Raw genomic sequence first — 26,486 nt, 5'->3', positions numbered from 1 at the left:
GCCTTATTGCCCCGGCAGGACACGGATTGCATAGACATTGATGCCGCGCGCCTTGCCGTCCACATCGCTGTTAATGATGAGATGGCCAGGCGCTGTCGGCGCCAGCGAACGATCATAGCGGACCTGGAACAGCGCATCCATCTTCTGGCGGGTGACGTCGAAACGGTGACGGCCGCAACTGCCGAGCGAGCCGAAATCGCACTCCACCGTAATCTGCGTGGGCGTATCGGTGGTGGACTGCACCGTCAGCGCGATGGTCGACGATTTGCCGGCCAGTTGCTGCAGCACGTTTACCGGCACTTCCACCGAGGCATTGCCATCGGGACCGCTGGTTTGAGAGATCAGGCGCACCGCCGGACCCTCGTTTTCCGAGACGTTGTCGGCCTTGGCCTGTGTTCCGCTTATGACTTTGGCCAAATCGGTCGGCTTGAAAATCTCGATCCACTCCGCCGAAAAGTTGTTCTGCGGATCGATGGTCGCCAGCCCCGGATTGGCCGGCGGCCCGCTATTGTCGTCGTCTGAAGTATCGTCGGCACTGTTGTTGCCGTTGAAATCCTGGGAATCAACATGCGCGGGCGGATTGGGAACGCTGGTGTCGCGCTGCGCCGCCGTCATGAACACGCCCGAGGTCTTGATCCACCAGGCACCGACGCCAAGAAAGGCGAGCAGCGTGCAGAAGACGAGCAGGCGCGAGAAGAACTTGCGCGGTTTGCGGCGAACGGCGGCGCGCTCGGGCTTGAAATTCATCGACCGCGTCGCGCTCGGCGCGGCGACCGCCTGACCTTCATCGCTATCGGCGCCGAGATGATCGGCCGGGCCGGCGCGCATGTCGCCAAAATCGCTTTCCCGTGCGGCGGGTTCAACGGGAACGGTGGCTCGGGCGGCAATGGGACGGTCGCGCGTCTCGCCGCGCACGCTCATGACAGGTTCCTGCTCCTGACGCTGCTGCATCGGCTGCGGAGCTTGCTGTTGCGGCGCTGCGGGAGGCACATGGGGCGCTTCCACCTCGGGGGTCACAGGCATCTCCGGCGGGCGGGCGCGCTCCTCGCCCTCGATCGCCCTGATGGTCGCTTCAAGGCGCTGGCGCTGAGCGGAAATAACGCCGATATCGGTAATGTCCTGCTTGCGAAGCCCGGCTTCGAGCGCCTGTCGCGCCGATTGATAGATGCGAGCCCGGATTTCCGGATTGGCTCGCTCGGATCGCTCCAACGCGCTTCTGATAGCCGTTTCTAATCCGCTCACATCAGATCCTTTACTCTCACGCGCGATGCGCCTGCATACTCTACCGGCAAAACGACCGTTTCTTTATCATTTGCTAACCAAATTGGGTAACGCCCTGACCGGCAATGTGCAAGTCTCTCGAAATACCCTCGAATACTCCGGCGGGGATAAATGGCAAAGACGACACAAATGGGGTGGCGGTGGAGGCAATAGGCAGTAGGCAGTAGGCAGTAGGCAGTAGGCAGTAGGCAGTAGGCAGTAGGCAGTAGGCAGTAGAGATCGCATTCGGAAGCGGCGCCATTGGCAAGAAGCTCGTTCCTATTGCCTACTGCCTATTGCCTATTGCCTATTGCCTATTGCCTGTCGCCCATTGCCCGCTTCCCCCATCTTCCCCTCCCGACGCACATCTGTTATCCCTTTGACGTTTTCGTAAACGTCAAATACGGATGATGTTCATGGCTCTTCCTTCTGTCCTGACTGAGCGCCTGCGGCTGCCGGTCGTGGCCTCGCCCCTCTTCATCATCTCGCATCCGGCCTTGACGCTGGCGCAATGCAAGGCCGGGGTCGTCGGTGCGTTCCCGGCACTGAATGCGCGGCCCGAGAGCCAGTTGGACGAATGGCTGGCGATGATCACGGAGGATCTCGCAGCCCATGATGCCGCGCATCCCGAACGCCCGTCTGCCCCCTTCGCCGTCAATCAGATCGTCCATGCATCGAACAAGCGGCTGGAACACGATCTGATGCTCTGCGTCAAATACAAGGTGCCAATCGTCATCTCCTCGCTTGGTGCCGTGCCGGAAGTCAATGCCGCCGTGCATTCCTATGGCGGCATCGTGCTGCACGATATCATCAACAACCGTCATGCCAATTCGGCGATCCGAAAGGGGGCGGACGGATTGATTGCGGTAGCGGCGGGCGCCGGCGGCCATGCCGGGCAGCTCTCGCCTTTCGCGCTCGTTCAGGAAATCCGCGAATGGTTCGACGGACCGTTGCTGCTTGCCGGCGCGATTGCCAATGGCGGCGCGATCCTCGCCGCCCAGGCGATGGGCGCGGACATGGCTTATATCGGCTCGCCCTTCATTGCCACTGAGGAGGCGCGCGCGGCGGAAGCCTACAAGCAGGCGATCGTCGACGGCGCGGCGGCCGATATCGTCTATTCCAACTTCTTCACCGGCGTGCACGGCAACTATCTGAAACCTTCGATCCGCGCCGCCGGCATGGACCCGGACAACCTGCCGGAGGCCGATCCTTCCAAGATGGATTTCGAAACGGCGACGACCGGCGCCAAGGCCTGGAAGGATATTTGGGGGTCCGGCCAGGGGATCGGCGCCGTCAAAGCCGTCGAACCGGTCGCCGCACTCGTCGACCGGCTGGAGGCGCAATACCGGCAGGCACGGGCCCGGCTGGCACTCTGAGAGGGTTCAACGGCGCGCTGCTTTTTCACAAGCCCGTTCGCTTTTTTGCCAATCGGCAATTTGAGCGCTTGAAATCTCGTCGCATTGACTGTATCAGCGCCATGCAAATCGCGGGGCCATACCGAATGCTCCGGAATGCCGCTTTAGCTCAGTCGGTAGAGCACATCATTCGTAATGATGGGGTCACGTGTTCGAGTCACGTAAGCGGCACCACTCTCTTCACCAAACTTAACAGAAGTTGTTGTAGATTATGGTCGCCGTCACGCGATTAAGCCTGCAATTTCAAAATTAAGCCGCTTTTGTCGCTTGACTTCGCACCGTCCTTTGACACCGTGAACGCTATCGTGGAGACTATCCATGACCCCAGAACGCTTTTCCGAATGCCTTTTGCATATTCGTTGGACGCCGATCAATTTGGCGAGTGCCCTGCAATGCGATCTGTCATGGGTGGAGGCGATGGAAGCCGGCAATGCCAAAGTGCCGGATGGATTGGCGGCATGGCTGGAAACTCTCGCGCAATGCCATGAAGCGGCTGGCGTTCCAACGACCTATCGTGGACGTGGGCACGATTGACCGGGCATGGTCTTGTCATGAGATGCTAATGGTCTGACGGCGAGGCTTAGAACCTTCAGCGACCTGCTTCAGGGTTGATTAACCGATATCTTTGGTTGTCATTGATGCGATCTGGCGCTGTGATGGTTGCGCCGCTATTAATCCGAGAGTTGTTCTTCTATCTCGTCAAGCGGTTACCAATGTCACCAATGCTCGCACTCATCGGCATTCTGGCTTTTATCATGCTCTACGGTCTTTCTCATGGGCTATTTCAGAAGGGCCGACGAGCCTTCGGCTGGCTAATTGCCGTTGTGGCATTTGGAACCTCGCTCGTCGTCTCCAACAAGATGGAACACGATGCCCGCGCTGCTGGTTTCCAATCCTCAAGCGACCAATATGCGGCGACAGAGGCTGGCTTTAAGGATCCGAAAGCCTGGAAGCTCGTTCGAGACTTCCAAGGCCTTGTGCTACGCTCGCAGACGATGACGAAGCCTATCGTTCCCAATAAGGCAGACGCGGCCGCAGTGACGGACCGCAACAGTCTCTAACGTTTTTCGTCTTTTTCTCGAAGGAAAAAAGCCCAAAATTGGTAGTTGACATATAGTATGATCAGCTTACTGATTTCTGATCTGATTGGATTTGACCCCTGATCGGATCGTACAGCAGCTCGACCGCCAGTTCGGTCGGGCTGCTTGTCATGAACCCGCGACGTGTTTCGGCTATGGATCGTTTGGGCAGCTATGCCCTGATGAACAGGGCTCCCACCAAGCCAACAACCACGATCGACTGCAAGATGAACATTGGCCATTCGGTTGACATCGGCTTCCTCCTGCTTTCAGGAATATAGGGAAGCACTAATGTTTGTCGATTGTCATGTCATTACTTTGCTTGCCGTCGGCAGATACCGCTTCGGACGCGACTAGGCGTTTTGCCCATGGGCTGACATCACGGTGCGTTTTGCCTGCTCCGACTGCTGATTCATCCGGAGCGAATGATCGGTCAGGCGCTGCCGAATCGCTTCCTTCTGTTCGGCAATGATCGCGGAAATAAGGAAGGCATCGACGATCCACCAGATGCCGAGCACTGCAAGGAGGGCAAAGCCGACGATGAGGAATGTCGTAAGCCAGCCGAGTACGAACAGAATCAACTGCACCACCCCGCTGCCGGTTCTACCGAGATAAAACCGGTGCGCGCCCAGAGTGCCAAGAAAAAACCAGAGCAAATAGGCTGCGCCCACCGATTTCGCTTCATTGGTCACGCGTTGTTCGATCAATATTTGCTCTTGCGTGGAAAGCCCCATTTTTTCCTCTCAAATGATCGACTGGCGCAAGTCCTACTTCATTTCACGCCACAATAGATCGGCGCATTAAGATTCTCGCACAGATAGAGAATTGCGACTGTGACAAGGTGAAGTCAAGCGTTCGATCGCCTATTTGTGATATTCGTCGAACCGGCCACGTAATGTGCGCAATCCGACTTCTCAGCATCATTCTATCCATTCAAAGGAACCATCATGATTCACGTTCTCGCCATTCTCACCGCGCTGCCTGGCAAGCGGGCCGCCGTACTCGAAGCCTTCCAGGCAAATGTACCGGCTGTACACGCGGAGGACGGCTGTATCGAATATACCGCCGTCGTTGACGTTGAAGGCGCCAATCCGGCATTCGGTCCCGATACGTTCGTGGTGGTCGAGAAATGGGAGAGCATGGCGGCGCTCAAGGCACATGCCGCCGCGCCGCATATGGCGGCCTATGGCGAGAAGGTGAAGCATCTGATGGCCGAGCGCGCCGTACATGTGCTCAATCCGGTTTGATCGCACCTCACAGCAGCCGAACTCTCCGCGGCGCCTTGCGGCGCCGTTCTTCAGCCCATCTTGCGCTGGCTCTCGCCTGCTCAGTACCACGGATCGTAATAGCGATCGCGCCAATATGGGCGATGCCAATAACGGTGCGACCCATAATACGGGCCACCCCAATAACGATCACGATAGTAGTAGCGATTATAGCCGTACCTTGGACCGACATAGAGGCCGAAGAAGCCTGGCGAAATCATCACGTTGGGGCCGCTGTAGTGATGATGGTGGTGGTGGTAGTAGCGACGGTGAGCATCAGCATTGGTCACCGGCAAAGCGAGGATGCCCAGCGCTACTAACGCCGTTGCGATGATCCTCATTTCTCTTCTCCTTGAACGCATCCCGCAAGCCGGCGACATCTGCGCCGGCCCGGATGGCATCATCCCCGCGTGAGCGGAGGCATGACATTAACGCTCAAGACAAAGGCATGGTTCCGGAAGCCGGAAGCCGCTGTAAGCGTGGCCTAACGGTGGGTAGCGGCCGGTAATAATGTCGGAGCTTGCTCCGTTGGTTCGAAACTGCTTTAGGACAGAGAGCGTATTCGGGTCGCTTCCGTTCCGCTTACCAGCTCCCGCACCGCCTCCTGGATCAACTGGCAGGCATCGACCGAAGCGCGGCGGCCATTGTGCGCGAGATGATAGGAGAGCGGCAAAATCTGATCCGGATTGACGATCCGGACCTTGTCGGCAATCGGCACGGCGCTGACGCGGCCGAGAAACGAAACATAGCCATAATTGGCGACAAGGTCGACGATGACGGGCAGCGAGTCGGCCGAAGTGATGTCGCGACCGCGAAACCGGCGGCGGTCGCCACTGTCGTAGCCGAAGGCGGTTGCCGCGTTGCCGATGCCGGTGCGCGGGCTCGGCACGCAGAGCGGATGGTTTTCGACCAGTGCCGTCACCGACTGTTCCGTGCTGCCGGGCGGCGCGATCGCCACCATATCGGTTGCCACCAGCTCCATGTGTTCGAAGGCATCGAGGCCGAAGACGGAATCGACGATGGCAACGTCGATGCGACCCGACCGCAGCGCCTCGCGCAAATCGTCGGCGGTCATCAGCATCAAGGACAGCGTGTTGCGGTTGCCGCTGATGTTCCAGCGCGCCACGAGGCTGGCAAGCGAGCGGGCCACCCAGCTTTCCGACCCGGTCGGGATGATCGATCCGATGCGCACGGCACGCGCCGCCCGCTGAAAGCGCTCGTCCGCCGTTGCCTTCATCTCGTCCCAGGCCTCGGCGATGCCGGCGAAGATGGCATAGATCTCGCGGCCGACTTCGGTCAGCACCGAACCCTGCGCCTGCCGTTCGAACAGGCGGCAGCCGAACAATTCTTCCAGATTGGCGATCTGCAGCGAAAGCTGCGGCTGACCGAGACGCAGGCGGCGGGCAGCGCGATTGATGCTGCCTTGGTCGGCGACCTCCAGGAAACGTTCGATGGTAGCGATCTTCAATGGCAGGCGGGCCGCCCATTCGGGATAGTTTTGCGGCGCTGGGGGCTCCTTCGTCAGCGCCGAGAGCTGCCGTATGGCGGAGAGGATCGGCTGCAGGCCCTTCTGCACCTTCGAGCTGGCAAGCAGGGTGGCAAGCTCGCCCGATGCTCGCTCGACGAGCTTCATCGCCAGCTCTGTCTCCAGCCTTCGAAGCGCGCTCGATACGGTGGAGGCGGAAAAGGACAGCCTGCGGGCAGTCTCCCTGACGGAGCCGACCGAGAAAACCGTATCGGCGATGAACAATGCTCCGAGATACAAGCCGGCCATCCTTTCCGAGCCTGCCACATGCCCCCATTCGCATGCGGCCGAACCAACACGTCGTCACGATATGATGTGTTCTCGAAAAAAGATATCCCACGCCTAAAAGGCCGAGACTATCGTTTGATGGCCGCCTAACTGATCCTGATCACCAAGAGATCGGAACGGTGGCGAAACGGGTAAGGGGAACAAAAACAAACGCACGTGTCCCCGAAAAAAGAAAACTATTTCGCGCTTATGCCGGGCACCCTCGTCATAATCGCGCTGCGACTGCAGGTGGCGGACTGGCGTGTTATCGATTTTTCGGTGGCGAGCGCTATCTTCCAAACGCAGACGGGACTTCGCATGCGGGTTCTTCGGCCCGCAATCCTATGCAACGTATCCGGGGACCGGATTTGAACCGAACGGATGCGCCAGACAAACGGTTCAACGGGAAGGGAAAGATCATGTTCAAGAAGTTCGCACTCGCCGCCGCGCTAACGGCTTTCGCCGCCAGTGGTGCCAGCGCGGCCGACGTCGTGGTTTCATCGAAGATCGACACCGAAGGCACGCTGCTCGGCAACATCATTTTCGCCGCGCTCAATGCCAACGGCATCAAGGCGCAGGACCGCATTGCGCTCGGCACGACGCCCGTTTTGCGCAAGGCGATCACATCAGGCGAAATCGACATCTACGCCGAATATACCGGCAATGCAGGCTTCTTCTTCAACAAATCAGACGATCCGGCCTGGAAGAACCTGCAGCAGGGTTACGATCTGGCCAAAAAGCTCGATTACGACGCCAACAAGATCGTCTGGCTGACGCCATCTCCCGCCAACAATACCTGGGCGATTGCCGTTCGCAACGACGTCGCCGGTCCGGCCAAGCTCAAGACCATGTCCGATTTCGGCAAATGGGTTTCCGGCGGCGGTCCCGTCAAGCTCGCGGGTTCCTCCGAGTTCGTCAACTCGCCGGCGGCTCTGCCGGCCTTCCAGACGACCTACAACTTCCAGATCAAGCCTGAGCAGGAAGTCGTGCTCTCCGGCGGCGACACGGCAGCGACGATCAAGGCTGCTGCCGATCAGACCAACGGCGTCAATACCGCCATGGTGTATGGCACAGACGGTGCCATCGAAGCGGCCGAACTGACGGTTCTCGAAGACGACAAGAGCGTGCAGCCAGTCTATGCGCCGACGCCGATCATCCGCGAAGCCGTGCTGAAGGCCAATCCGAAGATCGAGGAAATTCTCGCCCCGATCTTCAAGGGCCTCACCGCCGACGTGCTCCGCAAGCTGAACGGCCGCATCCAGGTGGACGGCGAGCCGGCGAAGTCGGTTGCCGAATCCTACCTCAAGGAAAATGGTTTCCTGAAGTAAGAACTTTTACCTGTCACGCCCGCGGCTCCGCTTTGATAGAGTGGGGCCGCATGATTTTTGATGAAGCATGATCCTCTCTAAAGACCGCTTTTTTGGTTTTGGGATCACTCGCTGACGGAGCTTGCTTGATGGAAGATGCGCTCGCGGTCCGCAGGGTGGACCGTCTCGGAGTGGTGCTGGTGGCCAGTGGCTGCCTCGCGGCCGCGTCGATGCCGTTCATCATCGTCAAGGCAAACCGCATCGCTGCCGGCAAGCCGCAATTGCTGACGCAACTCCTCGCCCAGCCCGTTGCTCTGGTGCTTCTTGCCCTGCTTATCGCCACCGCCTTTGCCGCGCTTTTTCTGCGCAACCCGCTCGTCCGCCTCGGCATCGCCACGCTTGCCATTGCCCTTCTGATCGTCACGCTCGGCTTCGTCTCGACCGCGGCTACGCCTGCCGGCAGCACCGTCGCGCGCATTACGCCGGGCGGCTCCTTCTGGGTGTTGCTCGCCGTCATCGGGCTGGTGATTTCCGATGCTCTAGTGAAGCTGCAGCTCACGCCATGGCTTCGCGTCGCCGCGCTCGCCCTCTATGCCGCGATCCTCGGCATCATTCTCAGATCCGGTCTGCTCGACAATCTGTCGATCATGAAGGAATATGCCAACAATGCCGACAAGTTCTGGAACGAGGCGCTCGGCCATGTGTTCCTGTCGCTCGGCTCGGTCGCCATCGCCATCGTGCTTGCGCTGCCACTCGGCATCTTCTGTTATTGGCAGCCGCGACTCCGCGCCATCGTGCTGCGGGCGCTGAGCCTGGTGCAGACCATCCCGAGCCTGGCGCTGTTCGGCATCCTGATGCTGCCGCTCGGCTATATCGCGGCGCATGTGCCTTTCGCCGCTGCGATCGGCATCAGGGGCATCGGTGTGGCGCCGGCGCTGGTGGCGCTGGTGATCTATTCGCTGCTGCCGATCGTTGCCAACACCGTCGTCGGGCTGACCGGCGTAGATCCCTCCGTCCGCGATGCCGCCGCCGGCATGGGACTGACGCGCCGGCAGATCCTGACCGGCATCGATCTGCCGCTCGCCTTCCCGGTTATCCTGACGGGCATCCGCATCGTGCTGGTGCAGGCGATCGGCCTCGTCACCGTCGCGGCGCTGATCGGCGGCGGCGGCTTCGGTCTCTTCATCTTCCAGGGCATCGGCCAGACCGCCAATGACCTTGTGCTGCTCGGCGCCGTGCCGACGGTCTTTCTCGCATTCTCATCGGCCGTCATCCTCGATGCGGTCATCGACAGCATCCGGGGACAACACGTATGACCACCATGATCGAGCTGAAGAGCGTGACCAAGCGCTACGGCAGTGCCACCGTGGTCGACAATGTCAGCATGAGCATGGAAAAGGGCACGATCACCGTCATCGTCGGCACCTCCGGCTCCGGCAAGTCGACGCTGGTGCGCATGATCAACCGGCTGGTGCCGATCACCCTCGGCCAGATTTCGGTCGACGGCCGGGATGTCATGAGTGTGCCGGCGACCGAGCTTCGCCGCCGCATCGGCTATGCCATCCAGGGCCATGGCCTGTTTCCGCATCGCACGGTGGCGCAGAACATCGCCACCGTGCCGCAACTGCTCGGCTGGGACAAGGCGCGCAGCGACCGGCGCGTCGAGGAACTGCTCAATCTCTTCCATCTCGACCCCGGCACCTTCGCGGCGAAATATCCGAGCCAGCTTTCCGGCGGCCAGCAACAGCGCGTTGGCGTCGCCCGCGCGCTCGCAGCCGAACCGGAAGTGCTACTGATGGACGAACCCTTCGGTGCGCTCGATCCGGTCATCCGCGGCAAGGCGCAGGACGATCTTCTGGCGATCCAGAAGCAGTTCGGCACGACCATCGTTCTCGTCACCCACGACATGGACGAAGCCTTTCATCTCGGCGACCAGATCGCAGTCATGAGCGAAGGCAAGCTGCTGCAATGTTCGGAACCGGGGAAGATCCTGACCGAACCGGCCGATCCCTTCGTGCAGCAACTGACCGGCACGTCAGACCGGGCGCTGAAGCTGATGTCGCTGCTGCCGCTCAAGGAAAGCATGCAGCCGCCGCGACCGGGGCTCGGCTATAGCCTGCCGCAGACGCTCAATCTGCGCGACGCCCTGGCGGCGATGATCTGGCAGGGTGCGGACGAGGCAGCCGTAGAAGACGACAGCAAGATGCCGGTCGGCTCGATTTCAATGCGGCATTTGATCGAGCTGGGTCGCAAAGCATGAAATTCCTGACCGCCAATATCTTCCGGTTCCTGGCATTGGCGCTGCTTCTGGTGCTGCTATTCCGGCCGGAATGGCTGATGCCGATCCTGGCACCGCTCACCAAGTTCGGAGCATCGCCAATCTATACGCAGAACAGCCTTGTCGGTCTGACGATCAGCCATATGGAGCTGATCATCGTCTCGATCGCTGCCAGCGGCGTTCTCGCCGTCCTCGGCGGCATCTTCGTCACCCGCAAGAGCGGTGCCGATTTCCTGCCGCTGTCGCGGGCGATCGCCAATGCCGGGCAGACCTTTCCGCCGGTCGCAGTGCTGGCGCTTGCCATTTCCACGACTGGTTTCGGCGCAGTGCCGACGCTGATCGCGCTTTTCCTCTATGCCCTGCTGCCGATTTTCGAAAACACGGTTGCCGGGTTGCAGCAGGTGCCCGCTTCCGTGCTCGACGCTGCCGACGGCATGGGCATGAATGGCTGGCAGCGGCTGTTTCGGGTGGAGCTGCCGCTCGCGCTGCCGCTGATCATCGAGGGCCTTAAGATCGCCACCGTCATCAATATCGGCACAGCCACCATTGGCTCGACAGTTGCGGCAAAGGGGCTCGGCGAAGTCATTATCGCCGGGCTGATCAACGACAACACGGCCTTCATCCTGCAGGGCGGCCTGATCGTCGGCCTGATGGCGGTGCTGATCTATGACGGCATGGAGCTGATCGAAACCGCCGTCACTCGCAAAATCGGCTTGCAGTCGCATTGATCAAAAGCCGCTTCGCGCCCGCAAAGGTCATGTTTAAGGATTTGGGAGGCTACCTATGGCGAAAATGATCCATTCGATGATCCGCATCCTCGATGAAGCACGCTCGGTCGATTTCTACGACAAGGCTTTCGGACTCGCAGTCGTCGATCGCGTCGTCTTTCCGACCTTTACGCTGATTTATCTGGGCAATGCCGAAACCGGTTTCGAATTGGAATTGACTGTCAATCAGGGCCGGATCGAACCCTATGCGCTCGGTGAAGGCTATGGCCACCTTGCGGTTTCGGTGGATGAACTTCGCGACGAGCACGCGCGCTTCACCAAGCTTGGCCTGACGCCCGGCAAGATCGTTGAGCTCAATCGCGATGGAAAACTTTTCGCGCTCTTCTTCTTCGTCACCGATCCCGATGGCTACAAGATCGAGGTGATACAAAGGAATGGGCGATATGAGTAAAAGCTACGCAAACCAAGGCCCCGTGAAAACGGGGCCGGTCTGGCTTGACTATCTGCATGCCTACATCCAGTAGGGCGGCACGCCGAAATAGTCATGGCTCTTATGGCCATGGTCCTTGTGGGCGAAGGTCTCGTCCTTGCTGGCAAAACGACAAGCCTTTTCGACGTCGTTCTTGGTCATATTGATACGATAGCCATCGATGCGGGCGTCATAGCGCAGCTTTTCCCACGGCAGCCGGTAGTGATCCTGACCGATGCCGAAGAAGCCGCCGAAGCTCAGGATGATGAAAGCGATACGTCCGTCGCTTTTCTCCATCATCAGGCGCTCTATATGACCGATCTGCTTGCCGTCGGATCCAAAGACCTTCGATCCTTCCACCCGATCGCAGGCAACCAGCATCGACATATCCTTGATATAAAGATCGCGGCTCATCGTATCGGCACTCTCTTTATGCATGTGCGCACCTCCTCTTGGATACGCTTCACATAAAATTTTTGGAGCGTCCGATCCGCCTTAAGCGTTTACGGGGGCAGCACGATGCTCCGGTGGGTCCTCGCCCACGGCGCTATTAACGCGCTGTCTTGGCAAAAGTTCCAGTACTTTTTTCAAAGTTATTAAAAATTGGTTAACGCGCAGGGATTATTGACGTTTACGTCAAAGTTAGTATAGCTTTCATTGTTGCTCTACGTCTTTAGGTGAGGGCAAAGGCGGCGGTGCTGTGAAAAGCGGGAGACTTTTCAGCAAAGCAGTGCCACGCTACAAAGCCCCGGCTCGCCAAGGCGGGGCGTGATGATGCGTAAGGGAGGAAGTGCGCATGAATTCAGTCTCTGCTCCGTCGGATAGACCGCAGGTCAACAAAATATGGCTTGCTTCCTATCCGGACATCGTACCGGCCGAACTGCCGCCGCTGGAGCACGCATCACTCGTCGAACTGCTGGAGGAAAGCTGCGCACGCTACGCCGACAAGCTCGCCTTCACCAGCATGGGCAAATCAATCACCTATCGCGATCTCGATAGGCAGACGCGTAAGATCGCCGCCTGGCTGCAGAGCCTCGGCCTTCAGAAGGGCGATCGCGTCGCCGTCATGATGCCGAACGTGCTGCAGAACCCCATTACGGTTTACGGCATCCTTCGCGCCGGGCTTGTCGTCGTCAACGTCAACCCGCTCTATACGCCGCGTGAACTCGAACATCAGCTTCGCGATTGCGGCGCCAGGGCGATTTTCGTCCTGGAAAACTTTGCACATACTGTCGAGCAAGTGCTGGCGCATACGGATGTGCGCCATGTCGTGGTCACCGCACTTGGCGACATGCTCGGCATTAAGGGCCATATCGTCAACTTCATTGTCCGCAAGGTGAAGAAGCTCGTACCGGCATGGTCCATTCCCGGCCATCGCAGCTTCAAGGGTGTGATCTCCGAAGGCGCGCGTCTGCCATTGAAACCATCCCAACTCGGCGGCAACGACATCGCCTTTTTGCAATATACCGGCGGAACGACCGGCATTGCCAAGGGCGCGATCCTCACCCATTCCAATCTGCTCGCCAACCAGCAGCAATTGCTGCTTTGGCTCCAATCCGCCTACATCAACAAGCCGCGCCCCGAGCAGCTAACCTTCGTCTGCGCATTGCCGCTCTATCACATCTTCGCGCTGACGGTGAATTCGCTGATGGGCATGTCGCTCGGCGGCCATAACGTGCTGATTGCCAACCCGCGCGACATACCGGCCTTCATCAAGGAGCTGGGCAAATACAAGTTCGACATGTTCCCTGGCCTGAACACGCTGTTCAATGCGCTGATGAACAATCCCGAATTTGCCAAACTTGATCTCTCCCACACCGCAACGCTTGCCGGCGGCATGGCGGTGCAGCGGCCGGTCGCCGAGCGCTGGCGGAAGATGACCGGAGCCTGGATCACCGAAGGCTACGGCCTTTCCGAGACCTCGCCGGTCGCAAGCGCCAACCGTTTCGACAGCCCGGAATTCACCGGCACGATCGGCCTGCCGATCACGGGCACGGATTTCGACATTCGCGACGAGAACGGCAAATCGCTGCCGCTCGGCGAAGTCGGCGAAATCTGCATCCGCGGGCCGCAGGTCATGGCGGGCTATTGGAAACAGCCGGCCGAAACAGCACGCGTGATGACACCGGACGGCTTTTTCCGCAGCGGCGACATGGGCTTCATGGACGAGCGCGGCTACACCAAGATTGTCGACCGCAAGAAGGACATGATCCTGGTTTCGGGCTTCAACGTCTACCCCAACGAGATCGAGGAGGTTGCGGTCATGCATCCGGGCGTTCTCGAAGCGGCGGCGATCGGCGTGCCGGACGAACATTCGGGCGAAGCCGTCAAGCTTTTCATCGTCAAGAAGGATCAGGCGCTGACCGAGGCGGAGCTCAAGACGCATTGCATCGCAAACCTCACCAATTACAAACGGCCACGCTTCATCGAATTCCGCGGCGAACTGCCGAAATCGAATGTCGGCAAAATCCTACGCAAGGAATTGCGTAGCTGACATAATTTGGTGTCATTATTCCCTGCCGTTCGGAAAGCCGCTCGCCTTTGTCCGCGGGGGGCTTTTTTCGCTTTTACCGGTGCGCCAACTTGATTTACCCCTTACAAAGCGAATAGTTTCCGCGACTAACTCAGATTGCCCCGCCCTCGCCATACGGCCAGCGGCGCGAACCGCAAGGAGCCTCCCATGAACGCCCTCGTCGAACAACTGAAGAGCACCGCAGCCGCCACCAAGGCCACTGATATCCGCGCCGCATTCGCCGCCGATTCCCAACGTTTCTCCCGCTTCAGTACCTCGTTCGATGACCTGCTGATGGACTATTCCAAGACGGCGGTGAACGACGAGATCTTCGCGCTTCTCGAGAAGCTTGCGACCGAAGGCGGTGTTGCCGCCAAGCGCGACGAGATGTTCTCGGGCGCTGCCATCAACTTCACCGAAAATCGCGCCGTTCTGCACACCGCCCTGCGCAACCGCTCCAACACGCCTGTCCTCGTCGATGGCAAGGATGTGATGCCAGACGTCAATGGCGTGCTGGCTGCCATGGGCAAATTTGCCGACGCTATCCGCTCGGGTACGCTGAAGGGCGCAACCGGCAAGGCAATCACCGACGTCATCAATATCGGGATCGGCGGCTCCGACCTCGGTCCAGTGATGGCGACGCTGGCGCTTGCGCCCTTCCATGATGGCCCGCGTTCGCATTTCGTCTCCAACATTGACGGCGCGCATATCGCCGACATCCTGAAACTCGTCTCGCCGGAAACGACGCTGTTCATCGTCGCCTCCAAGACCTTCACCACCATCGAGACGATGACCAACGCCCAGACGGCGCGCAACTTCATCGCCAAGGCGCTCGGCGAAGCTGCCGTTCAGCATCATTTCGCTGCGGTCTCGACGGCGCTCGACAAGGTCGCGGCCTTCGGCATCGACAGCGAGCGCGTCTTCGGCTTCTGGGATTGGGTCGGCGGCCGCTACTCGATCTGGTCGGCCATCGGTCTGCCGCTGATGATCGCCATCGGTCCGGAGAATTTCGGCAAGTTCCTCGACGGCGCGCATGCGATGGACAACCATTTCCGCAAGGTGCCATTCAAGGAAAACCTGCCGATGCTGCTCGGCCTCATCGGCTTCTACCATCGCAACGTGCTGGGTTACACCACCCGCGCCATCCTGCCCTATGACCAGCGCCTGTCGCGCTTCCCGGCCTATCTGCAGCAGCTCGACATGGAGTCGAACGGCAAGGGCGTCACCATCGACGGCACGCCGGTCGAAGGCAATTCCGGCCCCGTTGTCTGGGGTGAGCCCGGCACCAACGGCCAGCATGCCTTCTATCAGTTGATCCACCAGGGCACGAGCATCATCCCGGCCGAGTTCATGATCGCCGCCAACGCCTTCGAGCCGGACCTGCGTCACCAGCACCAGTTGCTGATGGCAAATTGCGTGGCACAGTCGGAAGCCCTGATGAAGGGCCGCACCTTCGCGGAAGCCAAGGCCCAGCTCACCGCCAAGGGCATGGACGACAAAAAGGCCGATTTCATCGCGCCGCATCGCGTCTTCACCGGCAATCGCCCGTCGATCACCTTCGTCTACGACAAGCTGACGCCCTACGCGCTCGGCCGTCTGATCGCTCTTTATGAACACCGGGTCTTCGTCGAAGGCGTGCTCTTCCGCATCAACTCCTTCGATCAGTGGGGCGTCGAGCTCGGCAAGGAACTGGCAACCGGCCTGCTGCCGGTCATCGAAGGCAAGGAAAGCGCTGCCGGCCACGATTCGTCGACGCAGGGCCTGGTGGCTGCGCTGGCGAGCCGGGCGAAGTAAGTCCTTCGAACACACAAGATAGCCCCGTCTGTTGCTTCAGGCGGGGCTTTTTTTACGCGAAAGTGCGGCAAACGCGAGGTTATCTCGCCCTTGGCGGGCGAGAAAGCAATTTCATTGCTTTAGGAATTGCGATACCGGAAGCTCTGCGTCTTCAAAAGTTTCTCGCAATTTCTAAGCCATTGAAATTGCAAGAGCGGGGGTCCGCTTCTTGCACTGATCTGCGGGAAAGCCTAATCCTAAGAAATTGCTTTCCCGCCCGCCAAGGGCGGGATAGGACCTCTTAAAGCCCAATCTCATGTGCCCAGGGCGGGTTGGCGCCTGCCCGGGACACCGTAACAGCGGCTGCCTTGGCGCCTAAAGCCAGGGCATCGCGAAGCCCCTTCTCATCGAGAGAAGCAACCTGCGCCTTGGTCAGCAGGCCATTCATCTTCAGCGATGCCAGGATGCCGGCATCGAACGTGTCGCCCGCCCCTACCGTATCGACCACGGTGACGCGCTCGCTCGGGACCGTGACTTTCAACGATTTCGTATAACCCGTTGCACCCTCGGCGCCCTTGGTGACGACGACCAGCTTGGCGCCCTGGTTCAGCCAGTGAGCCGCGAGTTCGTCGTGGTTTCCGGCAATGCCGAACCATTCGAGGTCTTCATCCGAGAATTTCAGGATATCGGACATGGCGGCCATGCGGCTGATGCGACCCATATGGGCGGCCTTGTCCTTGATGAAGCCGGGGCGGATGTTCGGATCGAGCGAGATGACGCGGCTTTGATATTCGCGCTTCATCAGCGCCTCGTAGGTCGCGCCACAGGGATTCGGGATCAGGCTGATGGCGCCGAAATGCAGGGCTTCGCAGTCGTCCCCCAAGGTGGGGAGATCGGCCTCGGTAATCATACGGCCGGCGGAACCTTCGTCATAGAAGGCGTAGGTCGCCTGGCCGTTGACGAGCTTGACGAAAGCGATCGTGCTCGGACGCGGAGCAATGGCGCAATAGCTGTAGTCCACCTTGGCGGCCGAGAGCGTCTCGCGCAGGATATCGCCCATCATGTCGTCTGCGATGCCGGTGAAGAAAGCGGTCGGAACGCCGAGACGGCCAAGCGCAATTGCGGTGTTGAAGATCGCGCCGCCGGCATAGGGCGCAAAGGCCTTTTCACCCAGCGTCGTATCCCGCGGCAGCATGTCGATCAAAGCTTCGCCACAGCACAATATCATTCCGGCCTCCTCGAGAACACGTCTGTCAGTCTAATCCATAAATCGATTAGATAAATTTGCGGCAAAAGCAAAGCGTCACTTTGTTGCCAGTTCCGATACGCCGCCATTCCGGCCGGACCAGGCGAGCGGCGCATTGAGAAACGCTTCGACTTCCTCGAGCGTTTTGTCGTCGAACAGTTTTTGCGCCTTGGCGACGGCAAGCGCGTCACGCCAGGTGGCGATGTGGTGGAGCCGAACCTTCGCGTTGGCAAACCGCTCCTCGGCTTCCGGAAAAATTCCGTAGTAAAACAGCGCCATACCGTGATCAACGATGCCGCCGGCGGCGCGGATGGCGTCGATGAAGGTGAACATGCTGCCGCCCGCCGTCGTCAGATCCTCGATGACCAGGACACGGGCGCCTTCCGGCATATGGCCCTCGATCTGCGCATTGCGGCCATGGCCCTTCGGCTGCTTGCGGACATAGATCATCGGCAGATCAAGGCGCTCGGCGAGGAAGGCGGCGAAGGGGATACCCGCCGTCTCGCCGCCCGCGACGCAATCGAACTGCTCGAAGCCGGCGTCCCGCATGACGATGCTGGCGGCGAAATCCATCACCGTCGCGCGGATGCGCGGATAGGAAATCAGCTTGCGGCAATCGATGTAGACCGGGCTCGCCATGCCGGAGGCTAGCTTATAAGGCTTCTCGGCGCTGAAATGCACCGCCTTGATCTCCCAAAGCATCTTCGCCACCAGCTCGGCCATGACGGCGCGATCGGAAAATGTCATCTGGGTGGTCATGCGGGCCTCCTTCGCCATTTAAGACATTCCTGCGGCAATAGCAGCAAGTGGCCAAGGTTTCCAGACGGATCGGTTTTGTGCGCTCCTCTTCCCGAGGCTATTGCATCGATTGCGGCGGCTTCGCCGAAACAGCGCCGATATTGGCGGGCAGCATTGCCTTGAACAAGGCGATCGACCTGTCGCCCTCCTCCTTCTCGATCGAAATCGCATAGCGAACGGCGGCGGCGACCAATTGCATGGTTAGTCGCGCAATCCGAGCCAGCTCCTCGGAATCGCGCGCCGGCCAGAGACGATGAAGGACGGCCAGAAAAGCCTGGGAATGCCATTCCATATCCTCGGCATCGATCTCCTGTAGAAGCTTGTCCGCCTGTGTCGCATGCCAAATATCCCGCATGACCGGTTCATCGCGGAACATCGCGTAGTAACCGTCGACGATGCTGCCAAGCGCGCCCTGAAGATCCTCAGTGCTTTGCACACGGGCCAGTTCGATCTCCACACATTGCCGCCCTTGTTCGTTGAAGCGTTCGGCCAGCACGCGGATGATGGCGGTCTTGTCGGGGAAATATTGATAGAGCGAACCGAAGGATACGCCGGCCTTTTCGACGATTTCGCCCATGCGCAACGCGTCACTGCCGTTCTTTTTTATCAGTTCCATCGCAACCGACAATATGCGCTCGACGCGCTCGCGGCCGCGCTGCTGGCTCGGGATTCGGCGTGGTGTCCCCGCCTCTTCCTTGCTGCGCCTGCGTTTCACAATCGGTTCCTGCGTCATGCCACCACTCGCTCGTCGTTCTTGACAGATGATATAAGAGAGTTTATCACATTTCGCAAATGAGAGAATTTATCACATTTGACGCTGGAGGAGCTTGAAATGCAGATCTCGACAATAGCCATCATCGGCGGATTGGGAAAAACCGGCGGTCGCGTCGCCGAGCGCCTGAAGGAGCGCGGCATCACGGTTCGTGCCGCCTCTCGCTCGACGACACCGCGCTTCGATTGGCAGGACCGCACTCCGTGGCATCAGGCGCTGGAAGGCGCTTCCGCCGCCTATGTCACATTCCAGCCGGATCTTTCGGTCGACTGGGCAGCGGACGCCATAGCGGCTCTTGCGAAAGCGGCGATCGAAGCGGGCGTCGGGCACATCGTGCTGCTCTCCGGACGCGGCGAGGATGGCGCGGTTCGCAGCGAGGAGAAACTCAAGGCAGCCGGCGTTGATTACACCGTGCTGCGCGCCAGTTGGTTCAACCAGAATTTCAGCGAGGGCGCTTTCGTCGACGGGCTTCTCCAGGGAAAGCTCACTTTGCCGGCCGGCGATGTGCCGGAGCCTTTCGTCGATGCCGACGACATCGCCGATGCGGCTGTCGTATGTCTCACCGATCCCCGTCACCGGAACCAGACCTACGAACTGACTGGCCCCCGCGCCCTGACCTTTCGCCAGGCGGTTTCCGAAATCGCGGCTGCCTCCGGCAGGACTATCGGGTATGAAACAGTTCCGATCGATGCTTTCATCGCCGAGATGACCGCCTACGGCCTGCCGCAAGAGACGACCGATCTCCTGCGTGAGCTTTTCACGGAGGTGCTCGACGGCCGCAACTCGCCTGTCATGGACGGCATCAGCCGTATCCTCGGCAGGATGCCCAAAGATTTTTCCGACTATGCCCGTGAAACCGCCGTAGCCGGCATCTGGAGTGTCCAGTCATGACCTATCCGATCACGAATATCGCTCTTATTGTCGCCGCACTCGGCAGCGGCCTTCTCGCCGGCGTCTACTTTGCCTTCTCGACCTTCATCATGCAGGCCTTCGGTCGTCTCACCGTCGATCAGGGGATCGCCGCCATGCAATCGATCAATACGACGATCGTGCGTTCACCCTTTATCGTGCTGTTCCTGTTGACGGCTGCGCTCTCGCTATTCATCGCCGTGATGGCAATCCTCTACTGGCGGGGCGGCACCAGCATGCTGATGCTGGCGGGCGCGGCGCTCTACCTCGTCGCCAGCCTTCTTTCGACCATGATATTCAACGTGCCCTTGAACGACGCTCTCGATAAGGTCGATGGCCGTGCGGCGGAAGCAGCCCAGTTTTGGAGTACTTATCTCACCGATTGGACAAGGTGGAACCATGTACGCACCTTGGCGTCGCTGCTTGCCGCCTGCGCCTTTGTCCGTGCTCTGTTTTGACCGATCAACCGGGGCGCGAGCAGGATGCCGTGCGGGAAACGTCCGGCGAGACGGCGTGCAGATAGGTCGCAACCTCGACACGGTTGCGGCCATTGCGCTTGGCGGCATAAAGCGCCTTGTCGGCGGTACTGAGGACGCTGTCGAAAGCGATGCCGTCGGCGGTGCCGAGCGCGACACCGGCGCTGACCGTGCAGGCGAACGATCTGCCATCCGCGGTGATCTCGCGGGCAGCAAAGGCGTCGCGCACCCGCTCGGCGATCTGCTCTGCCCGGCCCGGCAAGGCATTGTCGAGGACCAGCGCGAATTCCTCGCCGCCGAGACGGGCTACCGTGTCGGAGGCCCGCAGTCCGACCGCCAGTTCCTTCGCAAAAAGCTTGAGCACGATATCGCCGGTGGCATGGCCGTACTGATCGTTGACGGACTTGAAGCGATCGATATCGAAGACGATCACGGCCATGGACGGGCCGAAAGAGCGGTGGCCATAGAGATCGAACAGCGCACGGCGATTGAGCAGGCCAGTCAGCGGATCGGTGATGGCCTGCAGACGATGATGGGCCGCCAAACGCCATTGATGCAGGGCGAGCGACAGGGCGCCGATGCCGGTCATGCCGGCGATGCAGATGGCAAGGCTGACATCTTCGGCCCAATTGTCCGGCGCATGGCCGAGCACGAGTTTGCCGTCCCAGATGAGGACACCTGCACACAGCGCAAAGGAAATAGCCGTCAGTGCATAAAGCGCGGTGATGCCGTAGAGCGGCGTCGGCGCCTCCTGACGGCTCAACCAATATTCGCGCGCCGTCAGCAGGAGGAGCACTGTAACAACAATATTGTCGCCCATGAAGGCAAGGCCATCGTAACCCGCGAGCATGGCCGGCACGGAAGCGGCAATGCCGGCCAAGCTTCCCAGCAAAACGCGGGCCTTGGAGAACCGGCGCATGCGGAACTGATATCCCGCCGCCCAGATCGTCGAAAAGCCGATGAAAAACAGCACGAAGGTGAGAATGGCAAGCACCAGTCGCGGCTTGTCTACATAGGCACCATAGGTGAAAATCCCGGCGACAATCGGGACAAGGCCAGCAGAACAGGTCAGCAGGAATGTCTCCGGCCGGCGGGAAAACCAGCTTCCAACCAGCGTCACCGCCAGACAGGACGCGGAAACGCCAAGGGCCAGCAGAAGAGAATTATAATCAAGCTCCATGCTCTTCCTTCGACGGTTTCATTTCGCACCGTTGGGGATCGGCATAACCCTAACCTTCAAGGGTTATCAAATTGGCTACGCGATCCGATAAAGATCATGTATTTCAAGGAAATATGCTTTTCATATTACGAAAAGCGTTTCTGAACAAAAATATTATCGATCGCACATTCCAGAACTATTTTTGTCAGCTCTCGACATCCCAGTGCAGGGGGAACATCGGATCGAACACGGTAATGGGGCCTGCCTCGGTTTCGATCTTGTCGGGAAAGCCCACCGATTCCGCGCGGCGGATCAAGGTAATGCGATCCTCATTTGCTGCTAGCCCATACCAGGCGGGGCCGTTCAGCGAAACGAAAGCCTCGAGTTTGTCGAGCGCGCCTTCCTGCTCGAAAACATGCGCCAGGCAGCTCATTGTGTTGACCGATGTGTAGATGCCGGCGCAGCCGCAGGCGCATTCCTTGAGCGGATCGACATGCGGGGCGGAATCGGTGCCGAGGAAGAACCTGGCGTCACCGCTCGTGGCGGCCGCACGCAGCGCCAGGCGGTGGCTTTCGCGCTTGGCAACCGGCAGGCAATAATAATGCGGCCTGATGCCGCCGACGAGGATGGCATTGCGGTTGATGATCAGATGGTGCGTGGTGATCGAGCCGGCGAGATTGGCCTTTGCCGACTTGATGTAGCCGATGCCGTCCGATGTCGTCACATGCTCCATGGTGACTCTCAGTTCCGGCAAACGCTGACGCAGCGGATCGAGCACGGTTTCGATGAAAACGGCCTCGCGGTCGAAAATATCCACCTCCGGCGCCGTCACCTCGCCGTGCACGCAGAGCGGCAGGCCGATCTTGGCCATGCGCTCCAGCACCGGCATCGCCTTGTCCATATTCCGCACACCGCCATGGGAATTGGTCGTCGCCCCGGCGGGATAGAGTTTGACGGCGGTGATGAGCCCGCTTTTCTTGCCTTCCTCGACATCGTCGGGATCGGTGTGCTCGGTGAGATAGAGCGTCATCAGCGGCTGAAAGCGGTCGCCTGCCGGCAATGCCTTCAAAATGCGCTCGCGATAGGCCGCCGCATCCGCCGTGGTGACGACCGGCGGCACCAGGTTCGGCATAATGATGGCCCGGGCGAAATGCCTCGAGGTGTCGGCGATCACGCCTTGCAGCACGGCGCCATCACGCAGATGCAGATGCCAATCGTCGGGGCGGCGGATGGTGAGCTTTTGCATGGGCGCGAACCTCTGAATGGTTGTCGCGCTTCGAATAGCACCATACGCCACCGCAAAACAATCGATGGCGACGTGTAAATGACGGTGGAGGCTCAGCCCTGCACGATATCGATGGTGAAGTCGGCCGGGCGGCGGTTCTCGAGGATCAGCCGGCCGTTCGGCAGGTCGTTGCCGTAGACCTTGGCGCCAGCCGCCTCGTCGTCGAGCTTATAGCCCCTCCAACGCTCCCAGAGGCGCTGCTCCAGAACCTCCATCGGTGGTGCCAGCATGATCGAATAGTCGAACATGCCTTCCAGATCCGCCCACTTGCCCTGATTGAAGAGCAGGTAGTTGCCCTCTATGATAATGAAATGGTGATCGGGGGAGACGACGCGGGCCGATGCGATGGCGATCTCGCGCGAGCGATCGAAGACCGGCACCAGCACTTCCTGATCGGCCGCGCGCACCGCCTTCACGATATCGAGAAAGGCGCGGACGTCGAAGCTTTCGGGAACGCCCTTGCGTTTCAGCAGGCCCTTTTCGATCAGCACGGCATTGTCCATGTGGAAGCCGTCCATCGGCAGGACCTCGGCGCTCTCGCCCTTGGCCTTAAGCGCTTCGGCTATATTGTCCGCCAGCGTCGATTTGCCGGCGCCGGGCGGGCCGGCAATCGCAACGAGAAACCGTTTTGCGCCGTCGGCGCGCCCGATAATCTCGTCGGCGATTCCCTCAAGCACCGAACTCATGCGGCGACAGTCTCCGTCGGAGGAGTCTTGGCGCCAGTCATGAAGGCAACGGCATCCGACATCGAATATTCCTTCGGGTTGATCACGGTCAGACGACGCCCGAGGCGGTGGATGTGGATGCGGTCCGCCACCTCGAAGACATGTGGCATATTGTGGGAGATCAACACGATCGGCAAGCCGCGGGCGCGGACGTCCAGGATAAGCTCCAGCACCTTGCGGCTTTCCTTGACGCCAAGGGCGGCCGTTGGCTCGTCCATGATGACGACCTTGGAACCGAAGGCGGCGGCGCGTGCCACCGCCACACCCTGGCGCTGGCCGCCCGACAGTGTTTCCACCGCCTGGTTGATGTTCTGGATCGTCATCAAGCCAAGTTCGGTGAGCTTGTCGCGGGCGCGCTTTTCCATCGCCGGCCGGTCGAGCATGCGGAACCAGGAGCCGAGAATGCCGGGCTTCCGGATCTCGCGGCCGAGGAACATATTGTCCGCGATCGAGAGCGCCGGCGACAATGCCAGGTTCTGATAGACCGTCTCAATGCCGGCCTCGCGCGCTTCCATCGGCGATCTGAAGTGGACGGGTTTCCCCTCTAGCTTGATCTCGCCTTCATCGGGCGTGGTCGCGCCGGAAATCGCCTTGATCAGCGAGGATTTGCCGGCGCCGTTATCGCCGATGACGGCCAGGATTTCGCCGGGATAGAGGTCGAAATCGGCATTGTCGAGGGCGGTCACGCGTCCGTAGCGCTTGACGAGGCCGCGTGCCGTGAGAAGAGGTTCGCCAGTCGTGGTCATGCCGACACCTTTCTGATCCATTGATCGATCGCGACGGCGCCGATGATGAGCACGCCTGTCAAAAGAACCTTCCACTGCGGGTCGGCTCCGAGCATGTTGAGGCCCATGGAAACCACGCCGACGATCATCGCGCCGAACAACGTGCCGAGGATCGAACCGCGGCCACCGAAGAGCGAGATGCCGCCGATCACGGTCGCGGTAATCGCCTGAAGATTGAAGTCCGTCACGGCCGAGGATGGCGAGATCGAGCCGTTGCGGCCGATCGAGACCCAAGCGGCAAAGGCCGCGATCAGTCCCGAAACACCATAGACGGCGAGCAGCACTTTCTTGGTCTGGATGCCCGACAATTTTGCCGCTTCCGGATCATCGCCGACAGCGTAGACATGCCGGCCCCAGGCCGTGTGATTGAGGACGTACCAAAGGCCGACGACCAGCAGCACCATGGCAATGACGCCAAGCGTCAGCACCGCGCCGCCAAGCCGGAAGCTGATTGCGAAGAAATGCAGGAGCGGCGCCTGTTCGTCGACATCGGTGTCGCGAATGGTCTCGTTGGCCGAATAGATGAAATTCGTCGCCATGACGATGTTCCAGGTGCCGAGCGTCACGATGAACGGCGGCAGCTTCATGGTGGCGACGAGGAAACCGTTGAGCAATCCGCAGACTCCGCCCGCTAACATGCCGGCAAGAACGGCGATCGGCGTCGGCATGCCGTAGGTTATGGCGCAATTGCCCATGATGACGGCGGAAATGACCATGATCACGCCGATCGAAAGATCGATGCCGGCAGTTAGAATGACCAGCGTCTGCGCCGCGCCGAGAATGCCGACGATGGCGATCTGCTGCAGAACAAGCGTCAGCGTATAGGCGGAAAAGAAGCGGCTGCCGATGGCAATGCCGAAGATGATGATTGCCATCACCAAGACGATCAACGGCACCGCGGCCGGCGTCGAATGCAAGAAATGCTGTGTGCGTTTAAGAAGAGTGACATCCTGGTGCTCGAACGAGGCGACGTTCTTGTCGCTGCCATCGAGAACACGCTCGAATTCCTGTGCGCCGGTCATTGTTTTCCTCCGCAACCGCGCCGAACTACGCGGAAACCGCCGGGGTTGAAACCGGCCGGGGCTCAAACCCGGCCGGCGTTGGTATTACGACGGCATAATCCCGAGCCGAAGAACCGCATCAGCAAGCAGTTCTTCGACTAAGATCACGCCAGACCGAGGATGGGGCTCAGCCCCAGCACTTCGCGGTGCCTTCCTTGGTGTCGATCGACTTCAGGCCGGGAACCGGCTTGTCCGTCACCAGCGAAACGCCGGTGTCGAAGAAGGACTTGCCTTCGGTCGGCTTCGGCTTCTCGCCGGTGTCGGCGAACTTCTTGATCGCTTCGACGCCGAGCGCAGCCATCATCAGCGGATATTGCTGCGAGGTCGCGCCGATTACGCCATCCTTGACCGACTTGACGCCGGGGCAGCCGCCGTCAACCGAAACGATCAGGACCTGCTTTTCCAGTCCGACGGCCTTCAGCGCCTGATAGGCACCGATAGCGGCCGGCTCATTGATCGTGTGGATGACGTTGATGCTGGAGTCCTTCTGCAGGAGGTTTTCCATGGCCTTGCGGCCACCTTCCTCGTTGCCGTTGGTGACGTCATGGCCGACGATGCGCGGATCGTTCTCGTCGCCGATCTTGTTCGGGTCCTTCGGGTCGATGCCGAAGCCGATCATGAAGCCCTGGTCACGCAGGACGTCGACGGTCGGCTGCGACGGGGTCAGGTCGAGGAAGCCGATCTTGGCGTCCTTGGCCTTGTCGCCGAGCGTCTTGTTGGCCCATTCGCCGATCAGCTTGCCGGCGAGAAGATTGTCGGTTGCGAAGGTCGCATCGGCGGCATCGGCCGGATCCAGCGGCGTGTCGAGCGCGATGACCAGGAGGCCCGCGTCACGCGCCTTTTTGACCGTCGGAACGATGCCCTTGGTATCGGAAGCGGCGATCAGAATGCCCTTGGCGCCTTCGGCGATGCAGCTCTCGACGGCAGCAACCTGGCTTTCGCTATCACCATCGATCTTGCCGGCATAGGACTTCAGCGTTACGCCGAGTTCCTTGGCCTTAGCGGTAGCACCTTCCTTCATCTTGACGAAGAAGGGGTTCGTGTCCGTTTTAGTGATCAGGCAGGCGGAAACGTCGGCAGCCTTGGCCGGAGCGGCAAAGGCGACGCCGATCGCCAGAGCGGCGAGTGCTGCGGAAACAACAGATTTCTTCATTCAATCCTCCCAAAATTTGAATAGACCGGAACTTCCGGCGGTCTCGGCTCGCAGTGAGACCGGATCTAAGACGTGTCATGTCTGCTTGGATTTCTTCCAGATCGGCTGCCTCCAAGGCCATGCTCACATCCTCCAACGCGCATATCTGATCCTAAAGATTTCCTCCTGTCAATAAATAAATCGGATTGAATTATTAATCGGATGTGGCATGTTGCTGAACAATACGGCATGGCCATGAT

27 protein-coding genes and 1 tRNA gene are annotated in these 26,486 nt (G+C 59.8%); 14 read left to right on the top strand and 14 right to left on the bottom strand.

Translation table 11 applies throughout. The features are described from left to right. Positions 1–3: 3 nt before the first annotated feature. Entirely contained in the window at positions 4–1,242 is a 1,239-nt protein-coding gene (locus tag QDY28_RS08545) for a hypothetical protein (protein WP_331381254.1), read from the bottom strand. Positions 1,243–1,676: 434 nt separating this feature from the next. Between QDY28_RS08545 and QDY28_RS08540 the strand changes: the two genes are divergently transcribed. The 4 genes from QDY28_RS08540 (at position 1,677) to QDY28_RS08525 (ending at position 3,736) form a co-directional block, all read left to right on the top strand. Further along, entirely contained in the window at positions 1,677–2,636 is a 960-nt protein-coding gene (locus QDY28_RS08540; protein WP_331381253.1) for an NAD(P)H-dependent flavin oxidoreductase, read from the top strand. 137 nt (positions 2,637–2,773) lie between these two features. Further along, positions 2,774–2,849: transfer RNA gene (locus QDY28_RS08535), tRNA-Thr, on the top strand. 144 nt (positions 2,850–2,993) lie between these two features. After that, positions 2,994–3,209, top strand: coding sequence for a hypothetical protein (locus QDY28_RS08530; RefSeq protein WP_331381252.1), 216 nt, complete (start codon positions 2,994–2,996; stop codon positions 3,207–3,209). 179 nt (positions 3,210–3,388) lie between these two features. Continuing rightward, positions 3,389–3,736 carry a hypothetical protein gene (locus tag QDY28_RS08525; protein ID WP_331381251.1) on the top strand — a complete coding sequence of 116 codons (348 nt, stop codon included), beginning with the start codon at positions 3,389–3,391 and terminating at the stop codon, positions 3,734–3,736. Between the two features lie 371 nt (positions 3,737–4,107). On the opposite strand, the gene QDY28_RS08520 is transcribed toward QDY28_RS08525, so the two are convergent. Further along, positions 4,108–4,488 (bottom strand): TM2 domain-containing protein, encoded by a 381-nt coding sequence (locus QDY28_RS08520; protein ID WP_331381250.1) that lies wholly within the window; start codon positions 4,486–4,488, stop codon positions 4,108–4,110. Positions 4,489–4,701: 213 nt separating this feature from the next. Here QDY28_RS08520 and QDY28_RS08515 point away from each other — a divergent pair, with 213 nt between their 5' ends. Beyond that, entirely contained in the window at positions 4,702–5,001 is a 300-nt protein-coding gene (locus tag QDY28_RS08515; RefSeq protein ID WP_331381249.1) for a putative quinol monooxygenase, read from the top strand. Between the two features lie 80 nt (positions 5,002–5,081). Here the strand turns inward: QDY28_RS08515 and QDY28_RS08510 are convergent, their stop codons facing one another. After that, entirely contained in the window at positions 5,082–5,360 is a 279-nt protein-coding gene (locus QDY28_RS08510) for a hypothetical protein (protein WP_331381248.1), read from the bottom strand. A gap of 203 nt (positions 5,361–5,563) precedes the next feature. Continuing rightward, a complete protein-coding gene (locus QDY28_RS08505; RefSeq protein ID WP_331381285.1) occupies positions 5,564–6,784 on the bottom strand; it encodes a LysR family transcriptional regulator in 1,221 nt (406 codons plus the stop codon). Positions 6,785–7,230: 446 nt separating this feature from the next. Between QDY28_RS08505 and osmF the strand changes: the two genes are divergently transcribed. The 5 genes from osmF (at position 7,231) to QDY28_RS08480 (ending at position 11,575) form a co-directional block, all read left to right on the top strand. Next, entirely contained in the window at positions 7,231–8,139 is a 909-nt protein-coding gene (gene osmF, locus QDY28_RS08500) for a glycine betaine ABC transporter substrate-binding protein OsmF (protein ID WP_331381247.1), read from the top strand. Between the two features lie 128 nt (positions 8,140–8,267). Further along, a complete protein-coding gene (locus QDY28_RS08495) occupies positions 8,268–9,434 on the top strand; it encodes an ABC transporter permease (protein ID WP_331381246.1) in 1,167 nt (388 codons plus the stop codon). After that, a complete protein-coding gene (locus QDY28_RS08490; RefSeq protein WP_331381245.1) occupies positions 9,431–10,378 on the top strand; it encodes an ABC transporter ATP-binding protein in 948 nt (315 codons plus the stop codon). The genes QDY28_RS08495 and QDY28_RS08490 overlap by 4 nt, the downstream gene beginning before the upstream one ends. Continuing rightward, complete coding sequence (locus QDY28_RS08485) at positions 10,375–11,124, top strand: ABC transporter permease (RefSeq protein WP_331381244.1); 750 nt, start codon at positions 10,375–10,377, stop codon at positions 11,122–11,124. The genes QDY28_RS08490 and QDY28_RS08485 overlap by 4 nt, the downstream gene beginning before the upstream one ends. A 55-nt stretch (positions 11,125–11,179) precedes the next feature. After that, the gene (locus tag QDY28_RS08480) at positions 11,180–11,575 is read left to right on the top strand and encodes a VOC family protein (protein ID WP_331381243.1); all 396 of its coding nucleotides are present in this window, start codon (positions 11,180–11,182) and stop codon (positions 11,573–11,575) included. 60 nt (positions 11,576–11,635) lie between these two features. Here QDY28_RS08480 and QDY28_RS08475 read toward each other — a convergent pair whose 3' ends face one another. Next, positions 11,636–12,031: a PRC-barrel domain-containing protein gene (locus tag QDY28_RS08475; RefSeq protein WP_331381242.1), complete on the bottom strand. Its 396-nt coding sequence runs from the start codon at positions 12,029–12,031 to the stop codon at positions 11,636–11,638. A gap of 358 nt (positions 12,032–12,389) precedes the next feature. On the opposite strand from QDY28_RS08475, the gene QDY28_RS08470 reads away from it, so the two are divergent. Both QDY28_RS08470 and pgi read left to right on the top strand, forming a co-directional pair. After that, entirely contained in the window at positions 12,390–14,087 is a 1,698-nt protein-coding gene (locus QDY28_RS08470; protein ID WP_331381241.1) for a long-chain fatty acid--CoA ligase, read from the top strand. A gap of 186 nt (positions 14,088–14,273) precedes the next feature. Further along, positions 14,274–15,899: a glucose-6-phosphate isomerase gene (gene pgi, locus QDY28_RS08465; protein WP_331381240.1), complete on the top strand. Its 1,626-nt coding sequence runs from the start codon at positions 14,274–14,276 to the stop codon at positions 15,897–15,899. A 280-nt stretch (positions 15,900–16,179) separates the two neighbouring features. On the opposite strand, the gene QDY28_RS08460 is transcribed toward pgi, so the two are convergent. From QDY28_RS08460 to QDY28_RS08450, 3 genes are all read right to left on the bottom strand, one after another. Then, complete coding sequence (locus QDY28_RS08460; protein WP_331381239.1) at positions 16,180–17,106, bottom strand: carbohydrate kinase family protein; 927 nt, start codon at positions 17,104–17,106, stop codon at positions 16,180–16,182. 75 nt (positions 17,107–17,181) lie between these two features. Beyond that, the gene (locus QDY28_RS08455) at positions 17,182–17,883 is read right to left on the bottom strand and encodes an orotate phosphoribosyltransferase (protein WP_331381238.1); all 702 of its coding nucleotides are present in this window, start codon (positions 17,881–17,883) and stop codon (positions 17,182–17,184) included. 97 nt (positions 17,884–17,980) lie between these two features. Further along, a complete protein-coding gene (locus tag QDY28_RS08450; protein WP_331381237.1) occupies positions 17,981–18,655 on the bottom strand; it encodes a TetR family transcriptional regulator in 675 nt (224 codons plus the stop codon). A gap of 99 nt (positions 18,656–18,754) precedes the next feature. Between QDY28_RS08450 and QDY28_RS08445 the strand changes: the two genes are divergently transcribed. Beyond that, positions 18,755–19,585 carry an NmrA family NAD(P)-binding protein gene (locus tag QDY28_RS08445; protein WP_331381236.1) on the top strand — a complete coding sequence of 277 codons (831 nt, stop codon included), beginning with the start codon at positions 18,755–18,757 and terminating at the stop codon, positions 19,583–19,585. Next, positions 19,582–20,061 (top strand): anthrone oxygenase family protein, encoded by a 480-nt coding sequence (locus QDY28_RS08440; RefSeq protein ID WP_331381235.1) that lies wholly within the window; start codon positions 19,582–19,584, stop codon positions 20,059–20,061. The genes QDY28_RS08445 and QDY28_RS08440 overlap by 4 nt, the downstream gene beginning before the upstream one ends. A 4-nt stretch (positions 20,062–20,065) precedes the next feature. Here the strand turns inward: QDY28_RS08440 and QDY28_RS08435 are convergent, their stop codons facing one another. From QDY28_RS08435 to QDY28_RS08410, 6 genes are all read right to left on the bottom strand, one after another. After that, on the bottom strand, positions 20,066–21,259 hold the full coding sequence (locus tag QDY28_RS08435) for a GGDEF domain-containing protein (RefSeq protein ID WP_331381234.1): 1,194 nt from the start codon (positions 21,257–21,259) through the stop codon (positions 20,066–20,068). A 184-nt stretch (positions 21,260–21,443) separates the two neighbouring features. Continuing rightward, positions 21,444–22,484, bottom strand: a complete 1,041-nt coding sequence (pyrC, locus tag QDY28_RS08430) for a dihydroorotase (protein WP_331381233.1) — start codon at positions 22,482–22,484, stop codon at positions 21,444–21,446. 92 nt (positions 22,485–22,576) lie between these two features. Then, a complete protein-coding gene (locus QDY28_RS08425; RefSeq protein WP_331381232.1) occupies positions 22,577–23,209 on the bottom strand; it encodes a nucleoside triphosphate hydrolase in 633 nt (210 codons plus the stop codon). Continuing rightward, positions 23,206–24,015, bottom strand: a complete 810-nt coding sequence (locus QDY28_RS08420; RefSeq protein WP_331381231.1) for an ATP-binding cassette domain-containing protein — start codon at positions 24,013–24,015, stop codon at positions 23,206–23,208. The genes QDY28_RS08425 and QDY28_RS08420 overlap by 4 nt, the downstream gene beginning before the upstream one ends. Further along, positions 23,991–25,055, bottom strand: a complete 1,065-nt coding sequence (locus QDY28_RS08415) for an ABC transporter permease (RefSeq protein ID WP_331381230.1) — start codon at positions 25,053–25,055, stop codon at positions 23,991–23,993. Before QDY28_RS08415 ends, QDY28_RS08420 begins: the two co-directional genes overlap by 25 nt. A 166-nt stretch (positions 25,056–25,221) precedes the next feature. After that, positions 25,222–26,247, bottom strand: coding sequence for a sugar ABC transporter substrate-binding protein (locus QDY28_RS08410; RefSeq protein WP_331381229.1), 1,026 nt, complete (start codon positions 26,245–26,247; stop codon positions 25,222–25,224). Positions 26,248–26,486 lie beyond the last annotated feature (239 nt).

Origin of the sequence: Rhizobium sp. BR 362 (genome assembly GCF_036528765.1) — a bacterium.
GTDB lineage: Bacteria > Pseudomonadota > Alphaproteobacteria > Rhizobiales > Rhizobiaceae > Rhizobium.
This window is presented reverse-complemented; position numbering and strand designations above follow the sequence as displayed.